The sequence below is a fragment of the Rhodothermales bacterium genome, from assembly GCA_017643395.1.
GTDB lineage: Bacteria > Bacteroidota > Rhodothermia > Rhodothermales > UBA10348 > JABDJZ01.
In genome coordinates this window covers 47,493-72,032 of the sequence record JAEPNP010000002.1, presented here as the reverse complement: position 1 = coordinate 72,032, position 24,540 = coordinate 47,493, and the positions used below count along the sequence as shown (strand labels likewise).

Sequence of the window (24,540 nt, the reverse complement as noted above, 5' to 3'; positions counted from 1 at the left end):
CCCTTCGACCCGACACCGTGAATCGGCTCCAGGACGCCAAATCACCCTATCTCCTCCAGCACCAACACAACCCTGTGGACTGGTTTCCATGGGGCGACGAGGCATTTGAGGAGGCGCGGCGGCGTGATGTGCCGATCTTCCTGTCGATCGGCTATGCGACCTGCCACTGGTGCCATGTGATGGAGCGGGAGTCGTTTGAGGACGATGAGGTGGCGGCGCTCATGAACCGTCATGTCGTGAGCATCAAGGTGGATCGCGAGGAGCGCCCCGATATCGACGACGTCTACATGACGGTCTGCCACTTGATGGGCAAACAGGGTGGCTGGCCGCTTACGATCCTCATGACGCCGGAGAAACGTCCGTTCTACGCGGCGACCTATCTGCCGAAGCAAACCCGATTCGGCCGCATGGGCATGATGGACCTGATTCCGAGGGTCTCTGCACTCTGGCGGGAGGACCGTGAGCGGATTGAGGCGTCGGCGGCCGACGTCGTCCAGGTGCTGGAGCGCCAGGCCGATCCCCAGACCGCCAGTGGCAGCGGCACAATCGAACCTGCCTGGCTGGACACCGCATTCCGCGAACTCACGTCACGCTATGATGCCACGCACGGCGGATTCGGTTCGGCGCCCAAGTTTCCGAGCCCGCACAACCTGACCTTCCTCTTTCGCTACGGACGCGAGCCGGGTGTGACTGCGGCACACCAGACGATTCTGAGCATGTGGCGTGGCGGTGTATTTGATCAGGTGGGCTTTGGATTCCATCGCTACAGCACCGACGTGGAGTGGCGGCTGCCGCACTTTGAGAAAATGCTGCACGACCAGGCCACCATGCTGCAGGCTTGCGTGGAAGGCTGGCTGGCAACGGGCGATGACCTGCTGCGCGAGGTCGGCCTTCAGACCGCCGAATACGTGCTCCGCGACCTGAGGCATCCCGATGGGGGCTTCTATTCCGCCGAAGACGCAGACTCCGAGGGCGAAGAGGGACGATTCTACGTCTGGTCGGAAGAAGAGCTCAAAGTCGTGCTGGGAACTGAGGCGGCGAAAACCGCAACAGCCTGGTTCGGCACGCGTCCGGAGGGCAACTTTCTGGAGGAGGCCACCCGCGAGCTGACCGGGACCAACGTATTGCACCCGGCCTCGCAGGATGACGAGCCGGTCGATCTGCCCAAGATCCGGGCCCGCCTCCTCGAGGCCCGCGACAGCCGTGTGCGCCCGCTCCGCGATGAGAAGGTCCTCATGGACTGGAATGGACTGATGATAGGCGCCATGGCCCGCGCTGGTCGCGTCTGGCAGTCCGAGCACCTGGTCGAGGCCGCCGCTGCGGCGCATACGTTCCTGAGGACAAACCTGCGCGAGCCCGGTGGGTGGCAGCACCGGTGGTTCGCCGGGCACGCCGGTGTGGCCGCCATGCTGGACGACTATGCGTTCACAGCCTGGGGGCTGCTGGAGCTGTTTCAGGCGACTTCCGATCCTCAGGCGCTGGATGATGCCGCGGAGCTGACCGAGGCCATGCTCGCGCACTGCTCGGCCGAAGGCGGAGGATTCTACCGGTCGTCTACGCAAGGGGAGGCACTCCTGGTCCGCAAGCAGGAGTGGTATGACGGGGCTATGCCCGCCGGAGTGAGCGCGGCTCTCGGCGTTCTGCTCGATCTGGGAAGGTTGCTTTCCCGGCCGATCTGGCTGGAACGGGCGGCCAACCTTATCGGCGCCGCTGCCCCCGTTCTGGGGGAGTCTCCTGGCGCGCTGACCGGATTTCTGGCCTTTGGCGCGTCACAGTGGCGCGTCGCCCGCGAAGTCGTTGTCGTGGCGCAGGATCAGGACGATGCGCTGGTTGCCGAAGCCCGGCGTTCCGGTGAACTCGCGTTCTGGTTGCCGGCATCGGGCGAGCGTCGGTCGCGTATCGAGCAGGTGGTGCCCGGCGTCGCAGGCATGGGGCTCGTGCAAGGCAAGGCGGCCGCGTACGTCTGTCGCGATTTCAGCTGTGACCGTCCCGTAACGACAAAAAAAGACCTCCGCGCCGCCCTGGGCGACACGGAGGTCTGAGAAATCGGGCGCTGATTCGGCCTAGCGGTTGCGCAGCGAGATGTCGCCGTGCGACGTGGCGATCTCGACGTTGACTCCGCCGCCATTGAGAGCCCCGTAGGCCGACTTCTTCTTGAGCTCGCCGTCGAAGTTGGCGGACATCGGCAGGTTCACTTTGGCAGCCCGCAGATCCAGGTCAGCGCGGAAGTCTGAGGGCACATGCAGGCTGACGTCTCCATGTGAGGTCCGGATGTCCATGCCGTCTGTGTTCTGCACGCGGATGCGCACGTCGCCGTGTGTGGTCCGGATTTCCGAGCGTCCGGTGAGCTCCTCAATTTGCACGTCGCTGTGCGTGGTGGTCGCGCTGAAGACATCGCTGGTCACGTCGCCGAGGTCGATGTCACCATGCGTGGTCCGGATTTCGAGCCGCTTCACCATCAGGTCGCCGGACTCGACATCGCCATGCGTGGTGCGGATCTCAGCCCGGTCTCCGTTCAGGGAGGCCAGATCCAGATCGCCATGGGTGGTCTTGATTTCGGCGTTGCCCCAGAGGCTTCCAGCGGACACATCACCGTGTGTGCTCTGAACATCCAGGTTGAAGTGGTCGGGAATCAGCGCGACCACATCGATTTTCATTTTCAGGTTCCAGTTCGTGCGGCGGGGCATCTCCGAGCGTACCACCACGCGGTCGCCATCCTTGTAGGTCTTCCAGTCCATGGCCTCGAAGCGTTCCATCGCACGATCCATGTTGCGAGAGGAGATGGTGACGACAATGCGGGCCTGGTCGGCCCCGGACCGCGTCTCGATCTCCACATCGGCGTGCTGCACGTCGATAAAGAGATCCTGCCCCTCGGACACGTTGAAGCGCTCATCGATCACGATCTCCCTGGACTGATCCGAGGCCGAGACCGCTTCATCAAAGTCAAAGTCGAAATCAAAGTCGAAGTCGAAGTCGAAGTCGAAATCCTGGGCGTCCACGTCGGCATCTGACGAGGCGCTTGCGATGGCATAGGCGCCATGATGCTCATCGCCTCCGAATGCCCGGGCAAACGCCTGATAGAGATTGACGGCGGCGAGGCCGGCCAGGACGATGAGGGCGATGCCGAGAATGCGGGTTTTCATGGGGAGATTCCTTCTGATTCCGTTTGGCGGTCTGACACACGAATCGTGCTGGAGGTTTGCTACGGTACGAAATCCATTAAGGTTACGCCCGTGCTAAAAATACAGCATGGCGATTTCGAGCGCGATTTGCCGTGATCTTGAAAGGGGCAGGGGCCCATCGCCCGTATCTTCCGCGACCCGTTTTTTCATACCAAAGGGCCCGATTTCGGCTCCCTCAAACGCCCCCGGTACCGCCATGAGCCTCACGGCAGAACAGATCCGCACCGACTTCCTGGAGTTCTTCAGGGAGAAAGGGCACGAAATAGTGCCCAGTGCCTCGATCGTGCCCGAGAACGACCCGACGCTCATGTTCACCAATGCGGGCATGAACCAGTTCAAGGATGTGTTCCTTGGCGAGGGGTCCCGGCCGTACCTGCGCGCCGCCGATTCGCAGAAGTGCCTGCGCGTGTCCGGCAAGCACAATGACCTCGAGGAGGTGGGGTACGACACGTATCACCACACGCTCTTCGAGATGCTCGGCAACTGGAGCTTCGGGGACTACTTCAAGAAAGAGGCGATCGGTTGGGCCTGGGAGCTGCTCACGGAAAAATGGGGATTGCCTGCGGACCGGCTGTATGCCACGGTCCATGCCGGCGATGCCAAACTGGGATTGGATCCGGACGATGAGGCCGCGGGCTTCTGGCGCTCGGAGACGGGCATCAACCACGAGCACATTTTGTACTGCGGTAGCGAGGACAACTTCTGGATGATGGGCGACACCGGGCCGTGTGGTCCGTGCTCCGAAATCCACGTCGACCTGCGCACGGACGCCGAGCGGGCGGAGACGCCGGGGCGGGACCTGGTCAACATGGATCATCCCATGGTGATGGAGATCTGGAATCTGGTCTTCATCCAGTACAACGCGCAGACCGACGGCAGCCTGAAGGCGCTGTCCGCCAAGCACGTGGACACCGGGATGGGCTTTGAGCGCATCGTATCTGTGTTGCAGCAGACGGCCGGCAGCACGTACGACACGGATCTCTTCCGTCCGATACTCGATCAGGTGGCCTCGCTGTCGCCGATCGGCGGGCTGACGTCCTATGAGGAGACCGGCGCGTCCGGCGAAGACGCGGACCGACTCCGCATTGCCATGCGGGTCATCGCGGACCACGTGCGCACGATTGCGTTTGCCATCGCCGATGGCGTCATGCCCGGCAATACCGGCCGCGGCTACGTCATTCGGCGCATTCTGCGGCGTGCGGTGCGCTATGGTTACCAGACGCTGGAGCTGCACGAGCCCTTCCTGTACAAGGTGGCCGGCACGGTCGTCGACATGATGGGCAAGCAGTTTCCCGAACTTGAGCAGAGCCGCGACTACCTGCAGCGGGTTACGAAGGCGGAGGAGGAGAGCTTCCTGGAGACGCTGGGCACCGGATTGGCGCTGTTTGAGCGGCTGTTGCCCTATCTGAAAGGACAGGCAGGCCCGGTTGCGCACGATTCGAAGGCCATGGATCTCCTGGGCAAGGCGTACGGGGGATCCGACGATGCCCTGCGCCGATTCCAGGGTGCGGCGGAGCGTGACGAGGTCCCCGGCGAGGTGGCCTTCCTCCTGCATGACACGTACGGATTCCCCATCGACCTCACGCAGCTCATGGCGCGCGAGGAGGGGCTGGCCGTGGACATGGCCGGGTACGATGCGGCCATGAAGCAGCAGAAGGACCGCGCCCGGGCAGCCGCTAACTTCAAGGTGGACCAGTCCGAAGCGGATGTCTGGACGGACATTTCCACGGGCGATGAGGCCTTTGTCGGCTACGACCATTCGCGTGTGGAGGGCGCCGCAGTGCGGTCGGTGCGCACGGTTGGTGAGGACCGGTTTGAGCTCGTGCTGGACCAGACCCCGTTTTACGCGGAGTCCGGTGGGCAGGTCGGTGATACCGGCACCCTCCAGGTGGGCGATGAGTACATTGCGGTGCTCGACACCGTGAAGCGGGCCGGCCGTGTGGTGCACGTGGTAGACCGGCTTCCGGCAGCGCCGGACGCGCCCGTGGTGGCTCAGGTGGATACCGCCCGGTTGGCGCGCACGAAGAAGCACCATTCGGTGACCCACCTGATGCACGCTGCGCTACGGGAAGTGCTCGGCCCGCACGTGCAACAGAAGGGATCGCTGGTCGCGCCGGACTACCTGCGGTTTGACTTCAGCCACTTCGAGCGGGTGACGCCGGAGGAGCTGCGGGCCGTGGAGCAGCGCGTCAACGAGGTGATCCAGCGCAACATCGGGCTGCGGGAAGAGCGCGCGGTGCCGTTTGATGAGGCCGTGGCGCGAGGCGCGATGGCGCTGTTTGGCGAGAAGTACGGCGACACCGTGAGGGTGATCACCTTCGATCCGGACTACTCAGTGGAGTTGTGCGGCGGCATTCATGTGGACGCGACCGGCGAAATTGGCCTCTTCCGCTTCCGGAGTGAGGGTTCGGTGGCCGCCGGCGTGCGTCGCGTCGAGGCTCTGGCCGGGGCCGATGCGCTCGGCTATCTGCACGGCGAACTGGATGAACTCGGGCGTGTGCGCGGGCAATTCAAATCGCTCCAGCGGCCTTCCGACGAGGAGGTAGCAGACCTCATTGATGCCAATAAGCGGCTGGAGAAGGAGCTGGATCTTGTGCGTCAGCAGGCGCTGGCCGGGCAGCTCGGGGCGTTCATCGACGGTGCCGTTTCGGCGGGCGATGCGCGAGTGGCGGTGGGATCGGTGGGCAATGCCGACATGAATGCGCTGCGCACCCTGGGTGAGGAGATGCGGTCACGCCTTGGTGACGGCGGCGTCGGCGTGCTTGGCTCGTCGGACGGTGAGAAGGCGTACCTCGTGGTCACGGTGGCGGATGATCTGGTCGGTCGCGGTCTGCAGGCCGGAAAGGTCGTCGGCACCCTGGCGAAGATCGTCGGCGGCGGTGGCGGCGGGCGGCCTCAGTTGGCTACTGCCGGTGGGCGTGATGCGTCCAAGCTGGGCGATGCGCTTGCGGCGGCCCCGGGCGTTGTTGGGGAGATGCTGGGGTAGGTGGGGCGCGGTTGGTGCGGCGGGGTTGGTGGTCGCGGCTCGGTGTTGCGGGCTTGGCTGCCGCGGCTCGGTGTGGCTCAGCCGGCCCGGATCGCCCCTCGCGGCGCCGGTGCGCGGCAAGGCCCGGGGGCGTCGCTGGCTCCGGCGCGGCGGGCTTGGCGCCGTGGACCTAGCGGTGTGGCTCAGCTGGCCCGGAGCGCCCGCGCGGCGCCTGTGCGTGCCAACTCCCGGCGCCGGCTAGCCGCGTGCGCGCGCTGGTTGTCCGCGACAGGCGGCTGGCCTAGTTTGCGGCGCTCGCCGAGCCCCTGAAATGATTCACCGTTGACGGCCGGGCCATTGCACTCTGTATTCGACCGTTTGCTTGCCGCGCGCGATCGCCATGGAGCAGGATTTGTGCTCCTGGTGGATCCGGACGACACCCCCGAGGAGCGCCTGCCCGAGGTGGCCGAACGCGCCGCCGCGGCCGGTGTCGATGCCTTCTTCCTGGGCGGCAGTCTCGTGCATTCGACCGAGCTGGATCGGTACGTGGCAACACTGAAACGCCACACTGAGCTGCCGGTGATCGGTTTTCCCGGCGCGATTACCCAGGTCGTGGGCAATCTGGATGCGCTACTCTATTTGATGGTCATCAGCGGGCGCAATCCGGACTATCTGATCGGTCGGCACGTGGTCGCCGCTCCGCTGATCCGGAAAATGCGGCTCGAGACCATATCGACCGGATATATGCTGGTTGAAAGTGGGGCGCTGACCACGGCGCAATACATGGTCGGCTCATTGCCGTTGCCTCGGGAGCGCACGGGCGTGGCCGTGGCGACGGCCATGGCCGGGGAGATGCTCGGCCTTCAAACGCTCTATCTGGATGCGGGCAGCGGTGCCGATCATCCCGTGCCGGATGCCATGGTGTCTGGGATTCGGGACGCGGTCCAGGTACCGATTATTGTCGGTGGTGGGATGCGCACACCCGAAGCGGTGGCTGCAAAGGTGGCTGCGGGCGCATCGTTCGTGGTAGTAGGAAACGCCTTTGAAGAGCGTGGCGATGAGGCGTTTATGCGGGAGATGGTTTCCGCAGCACACTCCGGGGTATCGGTATGAAACTGGGCGCGTTTTCGGTGAGCCTTGCCGTCAAGGACATCAAGGCCTCACGGGCGTTTTACGAGACGCTGGGCTTCGAGCACGTGCACGGTGAGGAAGCCCAGAACTGGCTGATCTTGCGCAACGGCGATACCGTGATCGGGCTCTTCCAGGGCATGTTTGAGAAGAACATCCTGACGTTCAATCCTGGCTGGACACAGCAGACGGAGACGCTCGAGGAGTTCGAGGACGTGCGGGCCATCAAAGAGCGGCTGCGCGCGGCCGGCCTGGAGATCCTGCAGGAGGGAGGCGATCCGGAGTCAGGGCCCGGGAGCTTCGTGGTGGTGGATCCCGACGGGAATCCGGTGCTGGTGGACCAGCACGTTTAGGGGAGGGTCGAGCGTGCTCGTTGGGTCGAATTGGCGGTTACGTGGAATGCGGGGGCCTCATTCCATGTATGAGGCCTCGCGAACGGGGCGTAAGTCGAAAACCGGGGGGCTATTGCACGTCGGGTTGCGGCGCGGCGGCCGCCAGGTGGAATAGCGGCCCCGGATTCCATGTGGGCGGCAAATCGCGCATGCCGGGCGCGCGGTGCCGCGGGGTCGAATTGGCGGTTACGTGGAATGCGGGGCCCCCATTCCATGTTTGCGGCCTCGCCGACGGGGCGTAAGTCGAAAACCGGGGGCCTATTGCACGTCGGGGTGCGCTGCGGCGGCCGCCAGGTGGAATAGCGGCCCCGGATTCCATGTGGGCGGCAAATCGCTCATGCCGGGCGCGCGCGCGTGCCGCGGGGTCGCTTTGGCGGTTTCGTGGAATGCGGGGCCCCCATTCCATGTTTGCGGCCTCGCGAACGGGGCGTAAGTCGAATACCGGGGGCCTATTGCACGTCGGGGTGCGCTGCGCCGGCCGCCTGGTGGAATAGCGGCCCCGGATTCCACATCGGCGGGCAAATCGCGCCCCCCGGGAGCGAGGCCAGCACGCAAAAAAGCCCAACAAGCGCGTGCTCGCTGGGCTTTCCTGGCGGAGAGGGAGGGATTCGAACCCTCGGTACGCATAGCGCACAACGGTTTTCGAGACCGCCCCGTTCGACCACTCCGGCACCTCTCCGGCGCGAATATCGGGCGCTGGGGTGAGTCGCCCAAAAGCGAGACGCGGGAATTACGGTGAAGCGGCGCGGGCTGTGAGGGCCGGGGCACCGAGCCGGCGCGCGCCGTCCCCGAAGTGCGCCGCAGCGCCGCCGCGCCCCCAGCGCCGCCCTACCAACTTTCTTCTCCACCCACTGTCGTCATCCTGACAGTAATTCCGTTTCTCAGAGTAGCGGGAGCATGCCAGGAGGCCGGAGACGGTGCCCGGCAGAGGGGTGACTCCTGCCACGGCCGCGCGGACGTCGTGACCCGGTGCCAGCCAATGGGGGCACGGCGTTCGCTGCGGTCGGCTATCTTCGACGCGCATCCGTCCGGCCGCACAACCGGAAGGTCCGAAGGCCGCCTGAAAACACATCGACCACTCCTGCATGCGTGCGACCCTGGCGCTCCTCTCTGCGCTGATCCTGGCCCCAATCACCGTTCCGCCGATGGCGGTGTCGGCACAGGTCATTCCGGTGTATTCCGTGGTCTACCGACCGCCCGGGGTCAACTACCTGGTCATGCGCTCGGCGCACTTCGACGTTATCTATCAGGAAGGCACCGAAGAGCAGGCCCGCGAAATGGCGGCCGTGCTCGAAGCGAGCATCCCCGATGTCTCCCGTCTGTTCCCGATCAAACCGGACTATCGCCTCTCGGTCGTACTGAACCGATACGGCGACCGCGGCAACGGTTTCGTCGCCACCGTACCCACGAAGTCCGAAATCGAGGGAGTTCCACTATTCGGCCGCAGTCTGTCCGTGCGACACGCGGACTGGCTGATGGCCGTTGCGCCGCACGAGCTCGTGCATGCAGCGCAAGGTGACTATAGCGCAGGGTTCGGGGTGAACAGCATCCTCAAACCCTTCGCACCCGACATCGCCCGGGCACTCAACATGTGGATCCCGCCGGGAATCGCCGAGGGCGCGGCCGTCTACGTGGAAAGTCGTCTTGAGCCGGGTGCCGGACGGTTGAATCATCCGTGGTTCGTGATGCAGTACCGCGCCGCGGCCGGCAAGGGCAAGCCCTGGACACTGGCCCAGATGCTTGAGAACCCGTGGTATACGCGGCCGACAGACCGATTCTATAAGGGGGGCGCCATTCTCATGGAGGCCCTCGCCGACTCCACGGGTGACATTCCCGCCCTCCGCCGGGCGACTGCGTTCCACAACCGATTCCCGTTCTTTGGCTACGGAGCAAGCTTCTGGTACGGCACCCGCACGTTCCCTCGCACCTTCGGCAAACGCCAGCGGCAGGAGGCCATCGCCCGGGAACGCGCGCGCCAGGAAGCGCTGGGTACGCTGACACAATCCCGCACCGTCGCCGGTGAGAAAGGCCTGGTAGTGCGGCGGCCCCGTTGGAGAGACGACAACACGGTCATCGCATACATGACTGCCTACAATCGTCGACGCGGGCAGGTGGCCATCGACATGAACACCGGGCGCATGACGCCGGTGGCCCACGAGGAGTTGAACGAGGAGCTGGAATTCAGCTTCAGTCCTGACGGGAAGTCGCTCATCGCCGGCCGATACATCAGCAACCGATTGGCCGGCCGGGCGGCGGACTCGGACATCTTCCGCATCGACCTCGAGACCGGCAACTCAGAGCGTCTGACCCGGGGCGCGGGCCTGATCGGGCCGACCGAACTTCCGGACGGGTCGTTTTGGGCCATTCAGCTGGATGGCGCGTTCAGCAACTGGGTGCACGGTAGCCCCGAATCGGGCTTTCAGCCTGTGCTGCCGCCGGCCCGCCGCCGGTTCGTGCAGATCGAGCCGAGCCCTGACCATGACCGCGCGGCGTTGATCGTGAACACGCTCGGGGTGCAGGGGCTCTATCTGAGCGATGCGGCCGAGCCCGCCCTCCGCCCCGCGGTGGTCTTTAACGGCGCCTCGGTGTACGATGTCACCTGGTCTCCGGACGCACGCTGGCTACTCTTTTCTGCTGATCCGACCGACGTCATCAACGTGTTCGCGCACGAAGTGGACACCGGACGCACGATCCGCCTGACCAACGTGGCCTATGGGGCCTTCGAGCCGACGCTGTCGCCCGACGGCAGCACGCTGGCATTCGTCGAGTTCCAGGATCAGCGGTTTGACCTGAAGACGATTCCGTTCGATCCCTCCGGCGCGCCGGAAGCGGAAGGCACTGACGCGGCGACCCCCGCGCCGGGCGGCTTTATCGACACGACAGGCGTCGCCGCATTAGCGGGCACGTACCGTGCCGTAGACCACATTCGCCCGCGCCTGCTCTATCCGACCGTCTACCTAGAAAACACACCGACCGCGCGGCCGGGTGCCGATCTCGGAACGGGCATCGGTTTGGCACTCCAGGGCGTGGACCCGCTCGCCAAGTTTGCCTACTGGGGCGAGGGCTTCCTGCAGGACAGCAAATTCTGGGGGGAGGTCGGCATCACCACGGGAGTCACAGCGATCCGCCCGGCCGCGCGGCTGTATCGCCGACCGGACCAGTTTGTCGCCCGCGTTGGCCAGGACACGCTGCGTGTGATCCGAGACGAGCGCGGCGCCGAGTTGAGCCTCAGCCTGCCGGTGACACTCAAGGACAACATCCATCGCAGCACGGCCAACTTCGCGCTGTTCCTGGACGCGCAGCAAAACCGGCTTCTCGGTGCGGACGATGCGCTCGTGCGCGACTGGACACGCAACATCGCTTTCACGCCTGTGGCCAGCTTTCAGTGGGGCCTTCAGGCGGGGCTTCGAGATCTGGTCTGGAGCCGCGGAGTCACGTTCGTTTCAGCCACCGAGTTCGAGTTCACCGAGGAGGCGTTTGGCGGCAACGCGACCGCCAGTTACAACGAGCTAGGCATCTATCTGCCGTTCCTGAGCCGCATCAACAACAGCATCAAGGTGGAACTGGCGTCCCTGTCGCAAACGCGCGGCTTCGTCTACAACACGGACTTCTTCATGCCGCGCGGGCACGAGGATGTGATCCCGGGACGCGGCACGTTTGTGCGGGCCACCCTGGAAACGGTGCAGCCATTCTGGTTTCCGGAAAATGGGTCGCTGATGATCCCATCGCTCGTGCGGGCCTTCTATATCTATGGATTCGCGGAGCGCTTCAATTCCACCGAGACGCTGGATCGCCACGTCAGCTCGGTCGGGGGTGGGGTGGGTGTGCAGTTCAATTTCCTGCATGTGCTGGAGTTCAATCTGCGTTGGGGCAAGGCGTATCGCACCGGGCAGGCCAGAGATCTGGGCTGGGTCACCGTTCGCCGCTGATTTTTTCCGATCCGTACGTAACTCACGGCGACTCGTGTCGTAGGTGGGAAAAAATTAGCACTCCCGACTTGACGGGCCTGAACCGTACTCGTAAGTTAGTGCTAACATTTTAGCAGTACAAGAGAGCTGACATGGGAGAAACGTTGCAAACGGACCTGAGCCGGCGCGAACGACAGATCATGGACGTTATCTATCGTCTCGGTGAGGCAACCGCGGCGGAGGTGATGGACAATCTGCCGGATCCGCCCAGCTACTCGGCGGTGCGAGCCCTGCTCCGCATTCTCGGAGAGAAGGGCCACGTGAAGCACGAAAAGGTCGGCCCACGCTACGTCTACCAACCCGTGGTCCCGGCTGACACCGCCAGCGAACACGCCCTGAAGCACGTGGTCGCCACTTTTTTTTCAGGCTCGGTATCCCAGGCGGTGGCGGCGCTACTGGAAGCATCAGACAGCCAGCTTTCTGACGAAGAACTGAAACGCCTGGAATCCCGCATCCAGGAAGCCCGCGAGGAGGGACGCTAAACATGTTGGACACCCTGTTTTCACCTACGCAGGCCGTTCCGCTGGTCGCCGCGCTCGCCGACCTCACCATCAAGGCAGCCCTGATTCTTGCGCTGGCCGGTATTGCGACCTCGCTGCTGCGCAAGCGTCCCGCATCCGTGCGCCACGCCATCTGGCTGGCTGCGGTGACGGGCATTCTTGCAATGCCGGTTCTGACCGCCATGCTCCCGAACTGGCACGTATTGCCCGCGGGGAGCACGTTCCACGCGGCGGCGATCGAGCAGCACAACGCCCATTACGATGCCGTTGTCGCACAAACGGAAGCGGCAAATCCCTGGACCACGGACACGGGCGATGGGCTCGCTGCCGAGTCCGAGGCGGGTGTGCCCCCGACCAACGGGTCCGCGACTACCCGAGGAGCCGCGAATCCGGAAGCCAGCGCAATCACACCCGGCGCCTCGGCGGCCCGCACTGAGGCCGCCGGCACCGTCGAATCCGCAGCGCCCGGCACTGAGGTCGCCGGCACCGCAGCCCCCAGCACGGAAGCCCCCAGCACCGCAGCCCCCAGCACGGAAGCCCCCGGCGCCGCCCAACTCGCCGAGGAGCCCGCCGCCCCCGCCATCCAGCCCGCCCGCAATGCGGTCCTGGCCGGCATGGCCGACATCTGGAGCACCCTGCGCAGCACACACTGGTCCGTGATCCTGCTGGGCATCTGGCTGCTCGGCGTTCTCGCCATCATGGGCCATCATTTCATCGGCGCGGTAGGCCTCTACATGGTCGCCCGCCGCGCGCGGCCCATCCGCGATCAGGAGTGGCTGGATCTGGCAGACGAAATCGGCGATCGCCTCTGGATCACGCGCGAAGTGCACCTGCTGAAATCCCACGTTACAACCATGCCCGTCACCTGGGGCGGCCGCAAACCGGTTGTGCTGCTGCCGAGCGATGCCGACACGTGGACCGACGAGCGCCGCCGCTACGTCCTGACCCACGAATTCGCCCACATCCGGCGCTGGGACTGCACCACGCAAGGTTTTGCGCAGCTGGCCTGCGCGCTGTACTGGTTCAATCCCCTGGTATGGGTCGCGTCCCGTCGCCTGCGGGTGGAGCGGGAGCGGGCCTGTGACGACCAGGTACTCATGGCTGGGGGCAAGGCCTCGAACTACGCCGAGCATCTGCTGGATATCGCAAGGTCTCTGCGCGCGACGATTGCGAACCCGCTCGGCGCGGTGGCCATGGCCCGGCCGTCACAGCTGGAAGGTCGTGTGCTGGCCATCCTGGATCCGGATCGCCGCCGCCGCGGCTTTACAAGGGCACACACCACCGCCGTCATGATCGCGGCTCTGGTTGTAGTGCTGCCGATTGCAGCCCTGGCGCCGCAGTCTTCCGCCACCGATTTCGCCACCACGCCTACGGAAACCGAGGCGCCGGCGTCCTGGGACAGTGCGGACGTCCAGGCACCTGAGGCCGCTCCCGAAAGCCCCGATCCGGCTCCGGAATCGGAGCTCGCAGAGAGGGCTCGCTCATTCTTGCCGGCCGTCGCGGATCGCAGACCGAACGTGGCGCTGCCGGACACCATCGACACCCGCAAGCGCAAGGTGGTCGATGCGTTCATGAAGGCGCTGGGCGACGAGGACGAGGAGATTCGTCGCCAAGCGGCCCATGTGCTGGGCGAAATCGGCGATGCCCGCGCGATCCCGGCCCTTCGCAAGGCCATGTCGGACGATCCTTCGAACGATGTGCGGCGCGCCGCCCTCTGGGCACTTGCCGAGATGGATGAGGACGACGTCATCCCGGTCCTGATCAACCAGGTCGGATCCGAGCGCGACCCGGAATCACGCCGTCAGATGGCCTACATGATCGGAGACAACGCCGATGACGGTGATCGCCGGGCCGGTCAGGCGCTCATGTCCCTTCTGGACGACAGCGACGCGGAGGTAAGAGCCACCGCCGCATGGGGACTGGCAGAAATCGAGTACACGCCCGCCCTGGACGCGCTGCTGGCGCTGGCCGAGGATCCGAACGATGACGTCCAGGAGCGCGCCATCTGGGCGATCGGCGAGATCGCCGAAGAGGCAGACTCGGGCCGGGCCGTGGAGGTACTGATTGGCGCGCTGGGCAGTCAGAATGCCAATGTGCGGGAGATGGCCGCGTGGTCGCTGGGCGAGAGCGAAAGCCCGCGTGCCACCGAAGCCCTCGCAGCCGCACTGAATGCGGAGCGCTCACCGGAAGTGAAGGCCAAGATCGCCTGGGCGCTGGGTGAGATCGAAGACGATCGCGCTGTGCCTGCACTGGCCGTTGCCATGCGGGACGCAAACACGGAGGTGCGAACGGCTGCTGCCTACGCACTTTCCGAGATCGACACGTCAGAGTCCCTGCGCGCCCTGGCGCTGGCCGTGGACGACGATGACGTCAAGGTGCGCCGACAGGCCATCTATGCGCTGAGCGAACTCGAAGATGTGGAGTCCATTCCGGTCCTGGAGCGCGCTGCCCGGGACGGCGACAGCCAGATTCGCAAGGCTGCCATCTATGCACTAGCGGAGCTTGAGGACGAACGTGCCATCCCGGCGCTGGTCGCTGCCCTGGACGACGGCAATGCCCAGATTCGTCGGCAGGCCATCTACGGGCTGGGCGAACTCGAATCCGACAACCCGCGCGTGATTGAAGGGCTGCAACTGGCCCTGGGAGACGAAAACGCGGAAACCCGGCGCGCTGCCATTCACGCGCTCGGCGAGATTGAAGACTCCGGGTCCGCCGATGCGCTCATCGATGCACTGAGTGATGGCAACGCGGATAACCGGCGGGCCGCCGCGTGGGCCATCGCCGAAATTCTGGAGGACGAGCCAAACGAGCGTGCTCTGAATGCCCTGGCAGAAATGCTGCGTGCAGACGGCAACGCCGAAAACCGAAAAGCTGCCGCCTACGCGCTCGGCGAGATCGGCAGCCCGGACGCGATCGATGCGCTACGTGCCGCGCTGGACGATGAGAACCGCGATGTGCGCCGTGCAGCCGCCCATGCGCTCAGCGACATCGACTGGGATGACGATGAGTGGGACAGCAACTGGGACGACGGCAACAAGGAAGAAGGCGACTGGGACAACCAGAACTGGGAAGAGGGTGACTGGGACAACGCGGGTGCATCGATCGACGTGCACGTCGATCCAGGCACCGTGCACATCACCGGCCTTGGCGCCGCCATCGGCGACATCGCCGAAACGGCGCTGTCCGCCGCCGGCTCGGCCCTGCGATCAATCGACTTCGAGAATGTGCTCTGGACCATCGAACACGAGTTGTCCTCGGTGGATGTCGACGCCTGGGTGGATCATGTGGAGTCGCAGATTCACCACCTGGACCACGAAATCGAATCGTCCGTGCGCTTTGCCATGATTGAGGCTCTGGAGGGTATCGCCAAGGCACGGCCGAACTCGGCCGATTCCCGCGCCGCCGTGCGCGCTCTGAAGCGCATGGACACGAAAGAGTCGCACAAGGCCGTCAAGCGCATCAAGGACTGCGACTGCCACTAAGTGCGGGTTACCGGGCCGGGGGCCCGGCAACGCGCAGCCGTCGCTCAAGCGAGAACGCGATCTCAAATCGCCCGACCGGCCTGTCCAGAGGACCGGCCGGGCGTTTGAGTTGATGCGCGACCTTCAGGGCCAGGCGATGACCACCCCGGTCGCGCTCGAGGAGCGCCCACACCCTGCGCCCGCCCCCCGCCAGGCGGGCTACAGGAAACTGGTGGGCAACTCCTGGCTCGTAGACTGCCAGTTGGGGGCTGCCGGATTGTGCCGAGAAATCCGTGATGCCGATGCGGATTCCTCGCCAGGCCGCGGTCAGTGCGAGGTACCATGACCTGGCGCCCTGTCGATCCTGCAGCACGATGGCCAGATGCGGCATCGCAAGCAGGAGACGAGCCTCCCGCACGGGGGTGCTGGTAGTCAGCCGGCCGGCAGGCCGCGCACGGCTTCGGCTTCTGACGACAAGCCTGCCTCTGAGCGACCCGCGACGTGCCTCTACACGGGACTCGGCGACGACGGCTGCCCGTGATCGAGCAGCATCCGCGCTCATCTGGACGTGTGGAACCCGGATCAGCATGGAAATCCCTGCTTCCGGCCCCGAGAACGCGCGCAGAGGGGAGGCGCTGTCGGGCAAATGACCCAGCCAGCGAACGGCAACGCGCGCCATCGGTCTGCCGCGCCGCTCTTGCAGCGTCGCCACGGCGATCACGCCGTCAGGGCTGACCGCAGCGGCGACGGGTCCGGCGCTCACGCCAATCTCAGCGAGGCCGGCAGATGTCGTGGTGAGCTGCATGGGTCCGGCATGGGCCACCAAGCCCGACCCGCTGCCGGTAATCCACCCCGAAACGCGCCGGGTGACCAGGGCCAGCCCGGTGTAGGCATTCCCCGCCGTGCCCGCATATCCGCGAACGCGCGCCATCCCAAGGGCCGATCCTCCTGCCGCCGGCGAGCCAAAACGCGGCGTGCCAGTGACCAATCCGCCTGGAGATCGCACCCTGAAATGCCCCGCCAGAATCGGACCTGCCTGCAGGTATCCGGAGGGCTGGTCCCGAAGCACCAATGCACCCCACTCGCCGGAGGCTGCAGTGCGCACCTTCCCGCCGCGACGAACGGAAACACTCCAGGCCGCGCTACCGCCGAACGTCTCCCATAGCGCTTCCGAGAAGTCCTCGGCACCGATCAGCGAGTCCGGCAGCGACTGCATCGCCAGAAAGAGAATCAGCGCCATGCTACCCCCACGGCCTGACTCCAGCCAAGCTCTACGTGCCGGTTCACCGCGATGGCGAGCAGAAGGGGACCGGTCTGCAGGAGCATGCCCAGGCCCAGCCGCTCCGGATTGATGCCCGTTGAGCCGAGCAGGGTGACGGCGGACACCCTGTAGAGCCACGCCACGCCGCCGTCGAGATGGCCGCGGTCCGTGGAGATGTCAGCGAGAAACGTCCAGGGCGGTACCTCATACACGCCGCCGAAGGCGAACCCGGACGGAGAGAGGACCACGCCAAACGGAGGGCGAACTACGCCGAGCTCCGGCCTCAGGGACGCCTGGGCTCTGAAGCCCGGCAGCCGGGCGTGTCGGACCCGAAGCCGCAGGCCGGCAACCCCGGGAAGGCGAGCCGCCACATCCAGTGTGGATTCGTGATAGCCTTCAAAGCCGAGTCGCGCGAGACCGAATCGCACGTATTTGCCCTCCAGAACGGCGGCAATCTCGGTCAACTCCGGGATGGCGTATGCGCGCGCGGAGGTGATCTGCATGCGGCCCGGGGCGCGCACCGCCGGATTGAGTGCGTAGGCCACGCCAACACCGGAGAGCGCCATGCGCAGCGGGACCTGCGCCGGCACGGGCGCGCTGCTCATCGCCAGAACAGAACAAGCGGCAAGGATTCGTGGACAGGTCATACCAGGAGAGGACCTGTGGCCGGAAACTGTAACGATGGGGGCCTGTAGGAGGCTGCGTCGAGCGAAAACACGACCGCATGCGATACCTCCCGGCGTTCCTGCTTCTGATTCTGTTGGCCGTTCCGGCCCAGGCGCAGGAGCTCAATTGTTCGGTGACCATCAACTACGCGAACCTGTCCGGGTCGGACTACACGTACCTGGACGAGCTCAGGGAGCGGGTCGCCGAGTACATGAATGACCGGCGATGGACGGAGGATCGGTACGAAGAGACCGAGCGCATCGAATGCACGATGCAGATCGTGATGATGGAGGCGGTGTCGCTGACGAGTTTCCGCGCGCGACTCATTGTGGCGACCAGGCGGCCGATCTACGGGACCGCGCAGCAGTCCACGGTGGTCCAGTTCTCCGATGAGGATTGGCGGTTTGATTACCCGCAGGGCACGCCGCTGGTGTGGGAGCCCGACCGCTTTCACCCTCTGACGAGCGTGCTGAACTTTTACGGGTACCTGATTCTGGGGTACGACTACGACACGTTCTCGGAGTACGGGGGCACGGCGCACTTCGAGCGCGCGCGGCGCATCGCGGAGATCGCGCAGTCGTCGGGAGCGCTCGGCTGGCAGTCGCTGGGGGGAGATCGGAGCAAGGGTGAGCTGATCTCGCAGATCATGGATCAGCGGTATCGGGACCTGAGAAAGGCCTATTTCGACTACCACTACCACGGGCTGGACCGGTTTGTCGCGACCACGGAGCGGTCCCGGGCGGCCATCCTGCAGGTGATTCAGGACCTGTCCGGGCTGTACACGGCGAGCAATCGCATCTATTTCCTGGATCAGTTCTTTGCGACCAAATACCAGGAGCTGGTGGCCGTATTCAAAGGGTCGCCTGTGGCGTCCCAGGCGTTTGATCTGCTGCAGCAGATGGATCCGGCCCACTTGTCGGATTACACGCAAATGATGCAATGAGCCGGGATCTTTGGCCCGCAGGCATGATTTGCGCGGGCGGAACCCCTTGATTCAGCCCGGCCCGCTGCCGATTACACCGGTATGCGTCGACTCCTCTTTCTGCTCATCCTCAGCCTCTGCGCGCTGCCTGTGGCGGCCCAGTGGTCATTTGGCCCGCAGATCGGTGGACTCGGGGTGGGCGGATCAGTCACCAAGAAGACCTTCTTCCGGTTTCTGAGTGTGTCCGGGGAGTTCGGGTTTGCGCCTGTCGGCACCACGAACGTGGACTTCGAGGGCAACCGGTACACGCTGGAGCCCACCGTTTCCGGGGGACTGGCGATGGCCTCTCTGCATCCCTTCAGGAGCAACTTTGCCCTGTCCGCCGGCTATTTGATCGGCGGGTATGAGGCCCTGGCCGCGACTCCGGAGGATGAAGGCGCCTACGTCATCGACGGGATGACCTACACCGCGGACCAGTATGGCAAGCTTTCCGGGCGGTTTGAGCTGTCCGGGCCCGTGCCGGCACTGATGGTCGGCTGGCGAGGCGCCGGGTTCAACTTCGGGGTTGGCGTGGCGCTGACGGAGCCGCTGGTGGAGTTGTCGGCAGATGGGCCGCGGGCCTCGGAGGCGGAATTTCAGGCGGCTCTGGAGCGGGAGCGGGTTGATTTGGAGGAGGCGCTGCAGCTGGAGCTGTTTGGGCTGCAGGGGGTGCCGCTGATTCGTCTTGGGTGGGAACTCGGACTTTAGTCGCACCGCGGGGTGTGGTAGGCCTGGTGGTTTGTGCTCCCGACTGGTTGGTGGGGGGCTTAGGGGGTTCCGGGCGGATTAGGCCGTCTTTGGCGATGGGCGGCTAGGCGATGGCGACTTCCTGGACCCTTTAGCGGGCTGTTTTTCGGGTGTCTTGGATTGAGATAGCTTCGGACATGCCTGGAAAATGAGGCGACGGAGAGGGGTGGGGATGCGACATCCGGGGTGGGGGCGCAGCGCCCTGCGGTCTCAGAATGGGGCTGAATCGATTGTTTTCGGCCATGGGCCTGATACAGGTCGGACACGACGTGGGAGGATTCGGACGAATTGAACCACAATCGCGCCGCCTGACCGAAATCCGCGGGAAGCGTCCGTTTTCCGTGTCTGGTTAGCGGTGCGGAGTGTCGCGAGTCCCGGCAACGGGTCAGTGGCAGCCGCCCGGCAATGTTGTATCAACAACAGCAGGTAAGCTGTCATGAACTCTGTTACTACAAACTCGCGCATGAGGACGCTGGTCAACACCGTAGTGGGGTTGGTCATTTTGGCGTTTGTGTCGGTGCTTCCGGCGTTTGCGCAGGAGGCGGGATTCAATCCCGTTACGGCCACGGTCACTGAGGGCAACTCCGTTACGCTCACGGTCGAACTCTACGACGCCGGGATTACGAATGCGGGCACAGCCAATTATGTGGTTCAAACGGTCGCCTGTACGGCGCCCGCGAACTCGGCGACCGCGGGCGACGATTTCGTGGTTTCCGCCGGGACAATCACGTTCCCTGCCGGCTCGGCAGCGGGAGCTACTCAGACGATTTCCGTTGCAACCGTCGAGGACTCGATTCGAGAGAACCCATCGCAGGCGAAAGCTTCAAGCGAGTGCTTTGAAGTGGAGATCACCGGAGTTGGCGGTGATCTCATGGGGACGAAAATAAACCGAAATGACGTCGAGGTAACCATCATCGACGATGAGGACAATCCGACTATCGCTCTCGCCGACGGCTCCGGCAACGAAAACGCCGGCGTTATCCCGATGGTGGTCACCCTCTCCAACGCCATCGACGAGGATTTGGCGTTTTACAACGACGGAGCAACGGGATACAATCTCGACTTCGTGGATGTGAGTGCGACGGAAGACACGGACTACAACGGTGACGGCGCGACTGACTATCTACTCGGCACCATCTCTGCCGGGGACCTGTCCGCCAGCCTGAATGTCGTCATCAACGACGACAACAAGTACGAGGGCGACGAGACAGCCAACGTCTCTCTTCCTGCGGACGCCCGCTACACCATCAGCGATGGCGTCGGCATTCTGACGATCGTCGACAACGAAGGCGTTCCTAAGGTTGCCATCAACGATGCGACCGCGATCGAAGGAAACAACCTCACCTTCACCCTAACCGCTGACATCGAGGCTGAGGACAACTACGATGTGGCTCTCAGCTATACGGACCTGACCGCGACGACCTCGTTGGACTACACACCGGACGTGTTGGTCACGATCGCCAACACGGGCAAGACCGGGACGGCTACGGTCGGAACCACAGGCGACACCGACGTCGAGGGCAATGAGAACTTCATCGTGACCGTCGTTGACGGCGCCGACTACGATCCGGACTCTGGCAACGAGAACGGTCTTGGCACGATCACCGACAACGACGGGACTGAACTGCAGGTCACCGTTGCAGTCGCAGATGAATCCATCGATCTGGATGGGACGCCGGCGACGACTGTCGTCATTACGGTGAAAAACAATGGCGTTCAAACTCCCGCTGGTGATGTTACGCTGAGCTACCCGGCCGGTGGTTTCTTGACTGGTGCAGCAACGCTGACAGGCGGTGGCTACTCGGGCTCGACGACTCCGGCTGATGACTGCGGTACAAATGCGACGATTCAGGACGGTTCTAAGTGTGACATCCTCGCCAGTGACCTGGAGGCCAACGAGTCTGTTACGCTGGAACTGGCGGTGACGGCGAGCGGGTCGGCCGGAGACGTTGTTGTGCTTACCGCCTCAGTCGCCGACTCGGACGACACGGACAACTCCAACGACTCCGACAGCGATTCCGCCACGCTGGTTGGCCTCGACTACGGTGACCGCAGCGGAGCAGCCTACGGCGGAACGGCTCCCACCCACCGTATCTCGAGCGATCTCAAGTTGGGCGCGACTGTTGCCGCGGAAGCCTCGAATGACGGCCTTGACACGGCTACCGACGATGACGGCGTCTCGCTGCCCGTCGGCAACCTCGTGAAACCGGCTGCCGGCACGTTGACCAACTACATCGCAGTTGACGTGCAGGGAGGATCAGGCTATCTCTCAATCATTCCGGAAATCGGCGACATCACCGCTGTGAACGACTATGCAGTGAGTGAAGGACTGAACTTTGTGCCACTCGACATCGCCTCTACTGCGGGCGGCAGTTCGACGCTTCGCTTCCGTCTCTGCGCGGCCATCGACGACTGCGACGACGGGACCGAGGCCGCACAGACTGGCGAGGTTGAGGACTGGGACTTCAGTATCGTGCTTGAGTCAGCTGTCACTGGATTCACCCTGCCTGCCGGAACGGTAGAGCCCGTCGTGTTGTCCGAAGACGCCGGTGGAGACCTTGTCCTTACCGATGGCAATGGCAACACCATGCTGGACCAGGACTACACCTCCGTAGGCTCCACGACCGATTTCACCATAACTGGCAACGACAATCCTAACACCCTTGTGGTGGACCTCGCCGACATCGACGATGACTTTGGCCTGGTCTTCAATGGCGGTGCCGGTGCCGATGCCATCGAGATCAACGACACCGACAACGGCTCGTGGGCATTCACACATGCGGCCACGAATGCCAGCGATGGTGCCATTGACCTGGAGAGCACGGCGGCGGTGACGATTGACATCGATTACACGCTGCTGGCTCCAGTGCTGGCGACGGTCACGATCACGACGGCAACGTTCACGTTCTCGGATGTAATCAATGACAACATCGTGATCCGCGACAACGGTTCGTCCGTGGACGGGATGTCGTTCATCGACTCCAACGGCTCGGAAGCCATTACCTTCACCACCCCGACCACGGCTTTGGTCGTGAATGCGGGCGGCGGTAACGACACGATTGACTACGACGGCCTGGATGAGACTAACACACCGTCTCCGACGCTGACCTTCAATGGCAACGCCGGACAGGACACGTTCGTAATCCTCCCGACCGCCAACACCAGCTCGCTTGGTGCGATGACGGTTGCCGGCGGCACCCCTGCGGTCTGCCCGGGTGACGTGCTCGACATCGACACCTCCGGTGGTGCGGTCATCAACAACCTGACCACGACGCCGGTGACCTTCACCAGCGCGCACAACAGCATCACCTACTCGGGCATCGAGGCCTTCGCCGACCAGTCCGCCGACGTGGCGATCTCCGCTACCTCGACGGCCGGCACCGACCTCAACGCCGGCGACATCACGACGATCACGCTGTCCGTGACGAACAACGGCACCGACACGGCCTCCTGTGTCATGGTGAACGACATTCTGCTCGACGGCGCCTTCACGCTGAACTCTGGCCCGACCTTCAGCGTCGGCTCATTCACCAGCCCGAAGTGGACCGTTGGCGCGCTTGCCTCTGGCGATACGGCTACGCTGACCTACACGGTCACGGTCGGCCAGACGTTCAACGGCGCGGCTTCGATCACGGTGAACTCTCCTGAGAGCGATCCGAACGAATCGAACAACTCGGTGTCCTTCAACATCGAGCCGGCCTTCGAATTCCCGACCAAAGCACAGGCCACGGCCGCCGCATGGTTCGGCACCGGTGCCAATGAGCACCTGGTGGTTGGTCTCGCCAACGGCTTCGCTGGCCTGAACAGCTCGGTCCTGTGCCGCGTGCCTCCGGCGACCGGTTTCCCGGCCAACCTGTGGCGCGAATGCGGTAACGGCCTGCCGTACCCGCTGTACGTCAACGACCTGTTCCTGGATGACCAGGGCACGCCGGCTGACTCAACGGACGACAAGCTGTACCTCGCGTCATGGGGCTCCGCCGGTCTCTACGTCTCCGAAGACGGTGGTGAGAACTTCACCGCTCTGGAGCCGGACCTCGGCGACCACGGCGCGACGGGTTGGACCAACGTGTATGCCATCGTAGAAGATGTGGATGGTTTCCTCTACATCTCGACCAACCACGGCTTCGTATACCGCTCCCTGAACAACGGCAGCACCTGGCAGAAGATCGGTGACCTCCCCGAGGTCGATGCCGACACCCCGTGGAGCCTGGCCACGCACCCGACCGAGAACGGCCGCCTCTATGCAGGCACCTTCGGCCGCGGCGTGTACACCTCGGATGACTACGGCTTTACGTGGTCCTTCCTGGGCGGCTCTGCAGTGAACCAGCTGCTGATCAACAACCAGGGTGGTCACATCTTCGACCTCGAGCTCACCCCGTCCTCGAACGCAACCAGCGGATTCCTCTTCGCCGCGACCGGCGGTGGCGTGTTCCGCATGGCACTGGACGGAGACGGCAATGCTGCAGGACTCTGGAGCCAGCTTGACACGGACGTGACCCTCACCAGCGGCACGGTGACTCCTGAGGCCCGCGCGCTCGCCTTCGATCGCGACGAAGACCTCTACGTCACCACCTGGGGCCATGGGGCCTTCTTCTCCTCCGGTCCGACGACCGCAACGAGCATGACGCAGATCGTCCTTCGTGGCGCCAACGTCTCCTTCGTGGCCGTCAACCCGGCTGGCGATCAGGTGATCTTCGGTACGGAGGCCCAGGGCGTGCTGATCATGCCTGTGGCGTCCTCGACCGACACCGAGCCCATCGCCGGTGAAGAGACCACGCTGCCGAGCGGATACGTTCTGAATCAGAACTACCCGAACCCCTTCAACCCGGTAACCACGATCTCCTTCGCACTGCCCGAGTCTGGCCAGGTCCGCCTGTCGGTCTACGATGTGCTGGGTCGCGAGGTCAAGGTTCTGGTCAACGGTACCGCCCAGGCCGGACAGCACGAAGTGCAGTTCGACGCCGCAGGCCTGCCGACCGGTACCTACATCTACCGGCTTGAGACGGACAAGGGAAGCTTCGCCAAGCAACTAGTCCTGATGAAGTAATGAGTAGCCCTGCGCGACCCCGAGTGACCCGGCCTGCTCCGCTACGCTAGGTCGTTCACTCGATCGCCGAAACCCCGGCCTCCCATGTGGAGGCCGGGGTTTTTTTGTCCGGTTTGTTTTCGGGCGATACGCGCCGCGACCCGCCGCAACGCCGCGCTCTCCAAGCGCTAATCAGACGCGTTTTGCTGGCCTCGGACGAATCGCACAACCAATCGGACGCGCATTCTGAATCAAATCGGAAGGTCCGTTCTCCGTCCATGCA

Annotated in this window: 13 protein-coding genes and 1 tRNA gene; 10 read left to right on the top strand and 4 right to left on the bottom strand. The window is 64.2% G+C overall.

Annotation, left to right across the window (positions count from 1 at the left end; all coding sequences use genetic code 11):
• The first annotated feature begins 17 nt into the window (after nt 1-17).
• The gene (locus JJ896_08705; GenBank protein ID MBO6779717.1) at nt 18-2,042 is read left to right on the top strand and encodes a thioredoxin domain-containing protein; all 2,025 of its coding nucleotides are present in this window, start codon (nt 18-20) and stop codon (nt 2,040-2,042) included.
• 21 nt (nt 2,043-2,063) lie between these two features.
• Here the strand turns inward: JJ896_08705 and JJ896_08700 are convergent, their stop codons facing one another.
• Entirely contained in the window at nt 2,064-3,143 is a 1,080-nt protein-coding gene (locus tag JJ896_08700; GenBank protein ID MBO6779716.1) for a DUF4097 family beta strand repeat protein, read from the bottom strand.
• Between the two features lie 235 nt (nt 3,144-3,378).
• On the opposite strand from JJ896_08700, the gene alaS reads away from it, so the two are divergent.
• The 3 genes from alaS to JJ896_08685 all read left to right on the top strand — a co-directional run bounded on the left by alaS (nt 3,379) and on the right by JJ896_08685 (nt 7,628).
• On the top strand, nt 3,379-6,168 hold the full coding sequence (gene alaS, locus JJ896_08695) for an alanine--tRNA ligase (protein ID MBO6779715.1): 2,790 nt from the start codon (nt 3,379-3,381) through the stop codon (nt 6,166-6,168).
• A 357-nt stretch (nt 6,169-6,525) separates the two neighbouring features.
• Entirely contained in the window at nt 6,526-7,260 is a 735-nt protein-coding gene (locus JJ896_08690) for a geranylgeranylglyceryl/heptaprenylglyceryl phosphate synthase (protein ID MBO6779714.1), read from the top strand.
• Entirely contained in the window at nt 7,257-7,628 is a 372-nt protein-coding gene (locus JJ896_08685; protein MBO6779713.1) for a VOC family protein, read from the top strand. The genes JJ896_08690 and JJ896_08685 overlap by 4 nt, the downstream gene beginning before the upstream one ends.
• A gap of 629 nt (nt 7,629-8,257) precedes the next feature.
• Here the strand turns inward: JJ896_08685 and JJ896_08680 are convergent.
• Nucleotides 8,258-8,346, bottom strand: a tRNA-Ser gene (locus tag JJ896_08680).
• 406 nt (nt 8,347-8,752) lie between these two features.
• Between JJ896_08680 and JJ896_08675 the strand changes: the two genes are divergently transcribed.
• From JJ896_08675 to JJ896_08665, 3 genes are all read left to right on the top strand, one after another.
• Entirely contained in the window at nt 8,753-11,596 is a 2,844-nt protein-coding gene (locus tag JJ896_08675) for a PD40 domain-containing protein (protein MBO6779712.1), read from the top strand.
• A 131-nt stretch (nt 11,597-11,727) separates the two neighbouring features.
• Nucleotides 11,728-12,117 carry a BlaI/MecI/CopY family transcriptional regulator gene (locus JJ896_08670; GenBank protein ID MBO6779711.1) on the top strand — a complete coding sequence of 130 codons (390 nt, stop codon included), beginning with the start codon at nt 11,728-11,730 and terminating at the stop codon, nt 12,115-12,117.
• Nucleotides 12,118-12,119: 2 nt separating this feature from the next.
• Nucleotides 12,120-15,617, top strand: coding sequence for a HEAT repeat domain-containing protein (locus JJ896_08665; protein ID MBO6779710.1), 3,498 nt, complete (start codon nt 12,120-12,122; stop codon nt 15,615-15,617).
• A 7-nt stretch (nt 15,618-15,624) separates the two neighbouring features.
• Here the strand turns inward: JJ896_08665 and JJ896_08660 are convergent, their stop codons facing one another.
• Together JJ896_08660 and JJ896_08655 are read right to left on the bottom strand one after the other, a co-directional pair.
• Nucleotides 15,625-16,836: a hypothetical protein gene (locus tag JJ896_08660; protein ID MBO6779709.1), complete on the bottom strand. Its 1,212-nt coding sequence runs from the start codon at nt 16,834-16,836 to the stop codon at nt 15,625-15,627.
• Nucleotides 16,827-17,462 (bottom strand): hypothetical protein, encoded by a 636-nt coding sequence (locus JJ896_08655; GenBank protein MBO6779708.1) that lies wholly within the window; start codon nt 17,460-17,462, stop codon nt 16,827-16,829. Before JJ896_08655 ends, JJ896_08660 begins: the two co-directional genes overlap by 10 nt.
• Before the next feature lie 119 nt (nt 17,463-17,581).
• Between JJ896_08655 and JJ896_08650 the strand changes: the two genes are divergently transcribed.
• The 3 genes from JJ896_08650 to JJ896_08640 all read left to right on the top strand — a co-directional run bounded on the left by JJ896_08650 (nt 17,582) and on the right by JJ896_08640 (nt 24,278).
• Nucleotides 17,582-18,466 carry a DUF4835 family protein gene (locus tag JJ896_08650; protein ID MBO6779707.1) on the top strand — a complete coding sequence of 295 codons (885 nt, stop codon included), beginning with the start codon at nt 17,582-17,584 and terminating at the stop codon, nt 18,464-18,466.
• Between the two features lie 81 nt (nt 18,467-18,547).
• The gene (locus JJ896_08645) at nt 18,548-19,192 is read left to right on the top strand and encodes a hypothetical protein (GenBank protein ID MBO6779706.1); all 645 of its coding nucleotides are present in this window, start codon (nt 18,548-18,550) and stop codon (nt 19,190-19,192) included.
• Between the two features lie 475 nt (nt 19,193-19,667).
• Entirely contained in the window at nt 19,668-24,278 is a 4,611-nt protein-coding gene (locus JJ896_08640) for a T9SS type A sorting domain-containing protein (GenBank protein ID MBO6779705.1), read from the top strand.
• Nucleotides 24,279-24,540: the final 262 nt, after the last annotated feature.

Excerpts from the sequence above, each read along its gene's own strand:
- JJ896_08700 (MBO6779716.1), bottom strand. The coding sequence starts at position 3,143 with ATGAAAACCCGCATTCTCGGCATCGCCCTCATCGTCCTGGCCGGCCTC.
- alaS (MBO6779715.1), top strand. The coding sequence starts at position 3,379 with ATGAGCCTCACGGCAGAACAGATCCGCACCGACTTCCTGGAGTTCTTC.
- JJ896_08685 (MBO6779713.1), top strand. The coding sequence starts at position 7,257 with ATGAAACTGGGCGCGTTTTCGGTGAGCCTTGCCGTCAAGGACATCAAG.
- JJ896_08675 (MBO6779712.1), top strand. The coding sequence starts at position 8,753 with ATGCGTGCGACCCTGGCGCTCCTCTCTGCGCTGATCCTGGCCCCAATC.
- JJ896_08670 (MBO6779711.1), top strand. The coding sequence starts at position 11,728 with ATGGGAGAAACGTTGCAAACGGACCTGAGCCGGCGCGAACGACAGATC.
- JJ896_08665 (MBO6779710.1), top strand. The coding sequence starts at position 12,120 with ATGTTGGACACCCTGTTTTCACCTACGCAGGCCGTTCCGCTGGTCGCC.
- JJ896_08660 (MBO6779709.1), bottom strand. The coding sequence starts at position 16,836 with ATGGCGCTGATTCTCTTTCTGGCGATGCAGTCGCTGCCGGACTCGCTG.
- JJ896_08655 (MBO6779708.1), bottom strand. The coding sequence starts at position 17,462 with ATGAGCAGCGCGCCCGTGCCGGCGCAGGTCCCGCTGCGCATGGCGCTC.
- JJ896_08650 (MBO6779707.1), top strand. The coding sequence starts at position 17,582 with ATGCGATACCTCCCGGCGTTCCTGCTTCTGATTCTGTTGGCCGTTCCG.
- JJ896_08645 (MBO6779706.1), top strand. The coding sequence starts at position 18,548 with ATGCGTCGACTCCTCTTTCTGCTCATCCTCAGCCTCTGCGCGCTGCCT.
- JJ896_08640 (MBO6779705.1), top strand. The coding sequence starts at position 19,668 with ATGAACTCTGTTACTACAAACTCGCGCATGAGGACGCTGGTCAACACC.